We start from the raw sequence: 830 nt of genomic DNA, 5'->3' as shown, positions 1-830 counted from the left end.
TACCACGGAGTGATTCATGACTGGGGTGAAGTCGTAACAAGGTAGCCCTAGGGGAACCTGGGGCTGGATCACCTCCTTATACGATTTAGAACTTATTTGTTCGTAGTGTCCACACAGATGATTGTTAATTGTAAAGAGAACAACACTTATTGTTTGGGTCTGTAGCTCAGCTGGTTAGAGCGCACCCCTGATAAGGGTGAGGTCGGTAGTTCAAATCTACTCAGACCCACCACTTCTTCTTAATACTTCGTTGTAAGCTTCGTTGTTTAGTGAACTAAACGACCTCAACTTACGCCTCGTCTTAAAAAGAAGTCGGTATACAAACAGTAAGACCAGCATATGTGGGGCTATAGCTCAGCTGGGAGAGCGCCTGCCTTGCACGCAGGAGGTCAGCAGTTCGATCCTGCTTAGCTCCACCACTTTACTTCTTAAAAATAAATATTCTTTTATCGGGTAGCACAATCACCTGAGAATAGAGTGTGTTTAATTTTGAGAAGTTTTTGATTCTCTGCTCTTTAAAAATTTGGAAAAGCTGATAATAAAATTCGTATGAATAACATTGTTATTTGTACAGAGTTTTCAAAAGTAAAAAAGAATGATAGCAGTATCATTCAGTGCCATTTAATGAACGTTTCGTTTGTTGATTGGTATCTACTTTAGTATTCAATATTAACTTCTGGCGAAGTTAAACTGTCACAAAACAAAGACCCGTTTGGGTTGTATGGTTAAGTGACTAAGCGTACACGGTGGATGCCTTGGCAGTTGGAGGCGATGAAGGACGTATTAACTTGCGATAAGCCTAGTCAAGCTAGTAAAAAGCACTTGAGACT

The 830-nt window shown here is 40.6% G+C and carries 2 tRNA genes and 2 rRNA genes; all 4 read left to right on the top strand.

The window, feature by feature from the left end:
• Positions 1–79, top strand: a 16S ribosomal RNA gene (locus tag BW139_RS18145); the annotation flags it as partial.
• A gap of 76 nt (positions 80–155) precedes the next feature.
• Positions 156–232 (top strand) — tRNA-Ile (locus BW139_RS18140).
• A gap of 111 nt (positions 233–343) precedes the next feature.
• Positions 344–419, top strand: a tRNA-Ala gene (locus tag BW139_RS18135).
• A 304-nt stretch (positions 420–723) separates the two neighbouring features.
• Positions 724–830: ribosomal RNA gene (locus BW139_RS18130) — 23S ribosomal RNA — on the top strand; the annotation flags it as partial.

Origin of the sequence: Pseudoalteromonas sp. SK18 (assembly GCF_001974855.1) — a bacterium.
Taxonomy (GTDB): domain Bacteria; phylum Pseudomonadota; class Gammaproteobacteria; order Enterobacterales; family Alteromonadaceae; genus Pseudoalteromonas.
The sequence above is the reverse complement of the archived record's forward strand: the minus strand, read 5'-3'. Positions and strand labels throughout refer to the sequence as shown.